The organism is Polaromonas sp. P1_G1, assembly GCF_056405595.1.
Genome location: NZ_JBFUBU010000009.1, coordinates 125,005 through 131,321, shown reverse-complemented (window position 1 = coordinate 131,321; position 6,317 = coordinate 125,005). Strand labels below are relative to the sequence as shown.

The 6,317-nt window shown below is 62.8% G+C and carries 7 protein-coding genes; 1 reads left to right on the top strand and 6 read right to left on the bottom strand.

All coding sequences use genetic code 11. The features are described 5' to 3' along the window. Positions 1 to 233: 233 nt before the first annotated feature. The 3 genes from AC1D1Y_RS06340 to AC1D1Y_RS06330 form a co-directional block, all read right to left on the bottom strand. Entirely contained in the window at positions 234 to 779 is a 546-nt protein-coding gene (locus AC1D1Y_RS06340; protein ID WP_477681597.1) for a hypothetical protein, read from the bottom strand. Positions 780 to 982: 203 nt separating this feature from the next. After that, a complete protein-coding gene (locus AC1D1Y_RS06335; protein ID WP_477652132.1) occupies positions 983 to 1,435 on the bottom strand; it encodes a DUF2721 domain-containing protein in 453 nt (150 codons plus the stop codon). A 63-nt stretch (positions 1,436 to 1,498) separates the two neighbouring features. Then, the gene (locus AC1D1Y_RS06330; RefSeq protein WP_477681596.1) at positions 1,499 to 2,254 is read right to left on the bottom strand and encodes a DNA-formamidopyrimidine glycosylase family protein; all 756 of its coding nucleotides are present in this window, start codon (positions 2,252 to 2,254) and stop codon (positions 1,499 to 1,501) included. A 249-nt stretch (positions 2,255 to 2,503) separates the two neighbouring features. Here AC1D1Y_RS06330 and AC1D1Y_RS06325 point away from each other — a divergent pair, with 249 nt between their 5' ends. Further along, positions 2,504 to 3,280 (top strand): glutathione peroxidase, encoded by a 777-nt coding sequence (locus tag AC1D1Y_RS06325; protein WP_477681595.1) that lies wholly within the window; start codon positions 2,504 to 2,506, stop codon positions 3,278 to 3,280. Between the two features lie 4 nt (positions 3,281 to 3,284). Here the strand turns inward: AC1D1Y_RS06325 and AC1D1Y_RS06320 are convergent, their stop codons facing one another. From AC1D1Y_RS06320 to AC1D1Y_RS06310, 3 genes are all read right to left on the bottom strand, one after another. Next, positions 3,285 to 4,097 (bottom strand): hypothetical protein, encoded by an 813-nt coding sequence (locus AC1D1Y_RS06320; RefSeq protein ID WP_477677827.1) that lies wholly within the window; start codon positions 4,095 to 4,097, stop codon positions 3,285 to 3,287. A 453-nt stretch (positions 4,098 to 4,550) separates the two neighbouring features. Next, positions 4,551 to 5,897 carry a type II toxin-antitoxin system HipA family toxin gene (locus AC1D1Y_RS06315; protein WP_477681594.1) on the bottom strand — a complete coding sequence of 449 codons (1,347 nt, stop codon included), beginning with the start codon at positions 5,895 to 5,897 and terminating at the stop codon, positions 4,551 to 4,553. Continuing rightward, on the bottom strand, positions 5,897 to 6,238 hold the full coding sequence (locus tag AC1D1Y_RS06310) for a helix-turn-helix domain-containing protein (protein WP_477677829.1): 342 nt from the start codon (positions 6,236 to 6,238) through the stop codon (positions 5,897 to 5,899). The genes AC1D1Y_RS06315 and AC1D1Y_RS06310 overlap by 1 nt, the downstream gene beginning before the upstream one ends. Between the last annotated feature and the right edge of the window lie 79 nt (positions 6,239 to 6,317).

Below are 6,317 nucleotides of genomic sequence, written 5' to 3'. Positions count from 1 at the left end.
ATCAGGGCCGGCGTTGTCTGAGCCGAAGGCGAGTTTAGCCGGACCCCGCTTGGCTCGAGCACCGCAGGTTGCCCGTAGCGAAGCGTAGGGACCCAGACTGCGGGTCGCCTTTCTTTTGCTTACTTTTCTTTGGCGAAGCAAAGAAAAGTRAGTCGCATGCCGGGCGACTCCCGGCCAGCCGCCCTCAGCAAAGAAAACAGAGGGAGCGCGCCACCGGGAGCAAGACCCCGGCCTTAGATCGACCCCAAATCCTGAATAGCATCCACCACCATACTCGTCCCCACCGCAATCAGCAGAATGTCAGTGGCAACCCGCACATATTTATGCCCTGCTGGCGGCGCACCCAACTGCACCACGACAGCCGAAGGCACGGGATAGAACACGACATCGCGAGGGAGCGGCTGGCCGATGGCGTATTTCTTCGCCTGGCCTGGGGGCAGGCAGCCGTTGTTTTTCTTGGCCAGGCCCGGGGGGCAATGGCCGGACTTGAACTGCTTGCCGTAGTAGTTCTGGACCACGACGCGCTGCTGCGGCACAAAATAGCCGCCGACTTTGACATCAGCGGCATGCTTGTTCTTCTTCGCCTTTTTGCCGCCCTGCCCGTCATCACCGTGGTCGGACTGTTCCGCCTGCTCATGTTTGTTGCCTTTGTTTTTGCCACCGCCAGCCCATTCGGGTTTCTCGGCAAAACTCGCGGAACAGGCCATGGCGGCCGCCATCAGCAGTGCAAGGCTACGGCCGGGCAGGCGCGGTCCAGTGGTCATCGTGGTGTTTTTCATTGTGGTTCTCCGGTAGTTATGGGTGAAGGCCGATACGGCGGGCATGCAAACCATGCGAGGCACATGCCTGAACTGTTCAACGGACGCCGTCCGATGCCGTTGACGGTGTTTTGCCCATTCTGGCTCCGGTGAGATGAAAATCCCTGTAGGGAAACAAGCTGCGACAGCGTCCTACATTTGCTCACATTCAAGTGCCGTGCGCACTAAGGCGAAGGCTCCGCGAATTTGAGCAAGCGTGTTGCCAGCAAGGTCTCCGCCAGAAAACACACCAGGGCCAGCAGAAAACACACCACCCCCGACAGAAAACATACCGTCGCAATCCGCAGCGTCGGAAGCTCGCTGGTTTCCCCGAGGAACAGCAGGATGATGGTGCTGCCGATCAGGATGGCGCAAAAGGTCAGCAAGGCGATGCAGATGTTGACCAGCCAGCCGCGATGGCGAAGTTCGCGCAGCTCGGCGTACATGCGGTGCGCGCGAGGCTCTTCCACGCCGCCGGCTTCCAGCCGGTTTTCCAGGAAGCGCGCGCGGTCGATGATGCGGGCCAGCCGGCCGGCGACGGCGGCGATCATGCCCGAGACGGCGGTGAGCAAAAACACCGGCGCCACCGCCAGCTGGATGCCGTGGGTGACCGTGGCAAGGTCGGGTGCAAAGTTCATGCAAAGCTCCAGCTGCGGGTTGAAAGGCCTGCATTTTGTCATGCCGCTCGCCGGGGCACGGTGCTACTTGAGCTCGAACGGCGCTTCGTAGCGTCGCTGGCAGTTCTCGCAGAAGAAGCTGCGTCGCTGGGTTTTACCGAGATGGGCTCTCACAAAAGGGATTTCGCAGCGCGGGCAGATGGTTTTGGTGTGGGCCAGCCAATGCTGCCTGAGCACAAAGGCTTTTTTCCAGGCGAGAAAATCAAAGCTGTACTGCCGGGCCTGCGCCACCAGCTCGCGCAGTTTGGGCGCAGGCAAGGCCCCGACAGTTGACAAGGGGTGGACCCGGATACGAAACAGCACCTCGTTCTTGATGATGTTGCCGACACCGGAGAACACCGTCTGGTCCAATAGCGCGTCGCACACCAGGGCGTCGGGCATGGCCCGCAGTTTCTTGCGGGCGGCCGCGGGATCCCAGGCATCCGACAACACATCGGCGCTCCAGTCGTAAACAGTGTCCAGGGGCTCTTCGACGTAGCGGACCGAGCAGTTGTAGAAGTTCAGCTCCTGGCCTCGGGCAAACCCCAGGCTCAACCGCGGCGCCGCGCCCTCCTTGCCTTCGTTGATGCGATAACTGCCGAACATCAGCATATGGATGCGGACGGAAAAACCCTCGAACTCGAGCAAAAAATGCTTGCCCCAGCTGCGCACGGCCACAAGGCGCCGGCCTACCAGCCGCGCGATGTCGATGCGGCTGTTGCCACCGGCGCGCCGTACGATCTTGCCGGCAAAGCCCGCGGCCTGTTCCCTGAGAATTTGGATTGACGGCCCTTCGGGCATGAAAGCTCCTCCAGCGCCCGGTGGCAGGCAGGCGTGAGGAGATTCTGGAGTCCGCGCCATGCCGGTGCATGTGGGCCGAGGCCGGTGGCAACTGACGGTGCGCGCGCGGCGCGCTCGTGGGATTGCCCTACAGCAATGTCGTCGCTGTCCGACAGCTCGCGGCGCGCGAGGGTCCGCACAATAAATTCATCTCATCGGCGCGGCTGCGGCTGCGATGCGCAGTAGCGCGCCCCAACCAAAGGACTTCCCATGCTCTCCAACAATGAGGGACAGCGCGTCCCCGACGTTACCTTCAAGACCCGCCAGAACGAGCAATGGGTCGACGTCACCAGCGCCGACCTGTTCGCAGGCAAGAACGTCGTGGCCTTCTCCCTGCCCGGCGCCTACACGCCCACCTGCTCATCCACCCACTTGCCGCGCTTCAACGCGCTGGCAAAAACCTTCAAAGCCCACGGCATCGACGACGTGGTCTGTTTTTCGGTCAACGATGCCTTTGTGATGAACGAATGGGGCAAGGCCCAGGAGGCCGGCAACATCACCCTGGTTCCCGACGGCAACGGCGATTTCTCAAAAGGCATGGGCATGCTGGTCGACAAAAGCGATCTTGGCTTCGGCAAGCGCTCCTGGCGCTACTCCATGCTGGTGCGCGACGGCCTGATCGAGAAGATGTTCATCGAACCCGAAAAAGACGGCGACCCCTTCGAGGTCTCGGACGCCGACACCATGCTCAGCTACCTCGCACCGGATGCCGTGGCGCCCGAACCCATCACCCTGTTCAGCAAGCCGGGCTGCCCGTTTTGCGCCAAGGCCCGCGCCATGCTGGATGAAGCCGGCCTTTCTTACGAGGAAATCACACTGGGCCACGGCATCAGCACCAACACGCTGCAGGCGGTGGCCGGCGCCGCCACGGCGCCGCAGGTGTTTGCGGGCGGGAAAAAAATCGGTGGATCGGAAGACCTGCAGGCCTGGCTGAAAGAGATGAAGTCCAGGGCGGAACCTGCATCGCCGCAGCAGTTTCTCAGCTAGAGCTCTACTTGCCCAGCCCGATCGCCGCGCGCATCTTCTCCAGCTGGTCCGCTGTCGGCACCACAAAAGAGAATTGCGGGCCCAGGTCCAGCGCGACGGCGAGCGGCTTGGAGGGTGCTGTCAGGCCCTGGAAGGCGGCAACAGCCTTCTTGACGGTGGCATCCGGCACGCTGGCGTGCAGATACAGGCCAAAGCCGACGCTGGTGGCCTTGGTCGGAACCACCACGAGGCGTGCCTGGTGCACTTTTTCGGAGCGCCCGGCGAGGCCCTTGAGGCTGACGCCCAGTGCCGCGGGCTCGCGGGTGACGACGCCTGCCCAGGACTGCTCCTCCCACGCAAAGACAGCTTTTGCAATCAGGCCCTGCTGGCCGACGGTGGCTTGCGGCGCGACATCCTCCACATTGCCGCACAGGCCCTCGGCTTTTGCGATGGCAGCCTCCACGCCGGCAGCCGTGCCAAAGCACTTGGAGCGCTGGAGCTGGTCCAGCACCGCTTTCTGCTCTGCCGGCGGCAGGGTTTTCAGCGCCACGGCGCCCGCGTCGGTCGCGGCCTTGCCGGCAGCGGTAATCGCCAGCACCGCTGGCTGGACCACTTCATTGTTGAACACCACGAGCTTGTAGCCGCTCATCAGGCCGATGACCTGGTTGGTGTAGACCCAGCAATAAGGCGTGCGCCCCGATGCGGTGATGTCGTCCACTTTCTTGATGGCATACAAGGGCGTCTGCGGCAGGCCGGCGCGGCCGATGAAGGCATGCATTTCCTGTTCCGCCACGGCGCTTTGATAGGCTGCTTCACCGCGGAAGAGTTGGGGGTTCATGTAGGCCCCTCCGTCGCAGCTTTGTGCCCGGGCGGCCGGTGCCAAGCATGCGGCTGCCAATGCCAGCGAAAGGGAAATACGGGACGAATAGTGCATGTTTGGCTCCAGAAGCGGTGGCATTTGCCAATTGGGGCAGTTTGGCTGCGGTCACCGGATTTAGTAACAAAGTATGACATGCATACATCGGGCCATGATACGGACGACCCGCTGGAAAGGCAGGCGTTTACCCGGGGTTGACCCGAATATTAGGCAGTAGACCTTGCCATCAGTTTGGCAAGCCGGCAGCCCGGCCCCCGCTCCCGGCCGGAAGGAAACTATGAAATCGGTAGCACGCCAGGTACGTCGGTATTGGGTTACCAGCTCTTCTTCCGAGCATTGTGGCTAGCCAATAGTTGTCCTGCGAGCGGCTTTCCACAAGCCGCGGGTCGCCGGTCCCGGCCAAGGGAGCATCCTCTAAAGCGCTTGCGCCCTGCGCCGGGCGCCCGCAGCGCGCCGGGCGCGCCAGCTCTTCACCGCGTCGCAGGCTTCGAAGTGCTTGAGCAGGTTCTGCTTTTGCCGCTCCAGCAGGCTGCTGGCCTCGATCATCCGCGGCCAGGTCTCGCAGGCCCTGCCCACCGCTTCATTGAGCACGCCGCGCACCCGCGTTTCGAACATGCCGGTGGCGTTGCAGAAGCTGCGCAAGGTCTGGGCCGTCAGCCTGGCCTGCTTTTCCCCGCCGGGCACAAAGCGCAAGGCATGGCCGCGCCCGCCCAGATAGGCCGCGTAGGCCACCACGTCGTAGGCCGGGGACAACCCGGGCGTGCGACCGTCGCGGTAGAGCACACCGAAATTCTTGACGTGGGCATCGTAGTTACCCAGCATCTCGTTGACCATCACGCGGCGTATCAACTCTTCCGCCGCGCCCTCGCCCACCTCGGCCGGCAAGCTCATGCCTTCGCGCAGCGTCCTGGCCATGGCGGCATAGCTGGCGGCAGGATGGGTGTATTTTTCTTCGGGCTGGATGCGCAGGATCTGTGCGAAGTCCTCGCAGTGGATATGCCCCTGCGGCCCGCGGTCAAAACGTTTGACGGCCAGGAAATGGCGGCTCTCGCCGAGCACAAAGGGTTGTTCCGCCACGATCTCGTCCATGGGCGCCAGCCAGGCCTCGCAGACGTCCACACCCGCGGCCTGCGCCAGGCGCAGCGAGAGTTCTTCCACCTCGGGCAAAAGGGCGAATTCCGCCGTGGGCAGCTTGGCGATGATGTGCGTGCCCTGGGCGTCGCGGGTGCGCGCTACATAGCGACCCTGCTGTTGCACCAGCGCGAGCTTGGGCTGCACGCCCGACAGCGAGGTCGCATCGGGCAGAGGGTCGGCGGTGACAGACATTTCAAGTGCGTCATGGTGCTGGGTGACCACACCGGCCAGCGCCTGGGCATCGAGGTGCGCCGGGTAGGCGTAAACGTTGCCCGGCAGGTCGGTGCCGCAGGCGGCCAGCATGTCGAAATGGTCGTTGGGCCCGCAACCGCGCAGTTGCTCCAGGTGGCGGCGCAGCGGCCCCTCGGGCAACAGGTTTTGAAAGAAGGCCGGCAAGCGGCCGCCTTCGGCATTAAAGAACGGCGTATTGACGTAGCTGCGCCAGAAAATCTCGCGGCGCTGCGCGTCGTCGTCCGTGGCCGACCAGGAAAACACCGGCGATGCCGGGTTGGACCAGAAGGCCTCGTCGGGAATGAAGCGCGTGAGCGCCGTGCTGCCCGTGCCGTATTGGAACAGCAGCCCGGCGCGCAAGGATCCCAGATAGATATCAAGCGCCAGGACATTCATTACCAAGGGCCTTTGGTTTTCCTTGTGCCTGCCGCAGCCGCAGCGAGCTGCGAGGTCTCGGCCACAATGCGATCCACCCGCGAGAGCGCGGGCGGCGCGGGCTCCTGGACACCGTGCGCCTGCAGGCCGGCGGCCACCACTTTGGGCAGCAGCAGCACTTCCAGCCCTAGCTGGTCGGCAATCGCCATCAGCGTGGTGATGCGCGGTGCGGTGCGCCCTTGAAGCACGTTGCGAACGGACAAGGGCGTGAGCCCCGTCTTTTCGGCCAGGGCCTGGTAGTCCAGCTTCAGGCCTTGCCGTTCCTCTTCGAGGCGTGTCGCGATTTCAGACAATGTTTTCATAAATAAAAATATCGTTTTTTCATAAAACAATAGTATTTTATCTATTTATTGGCTTGCGATGGGAAATAATCCATACAAA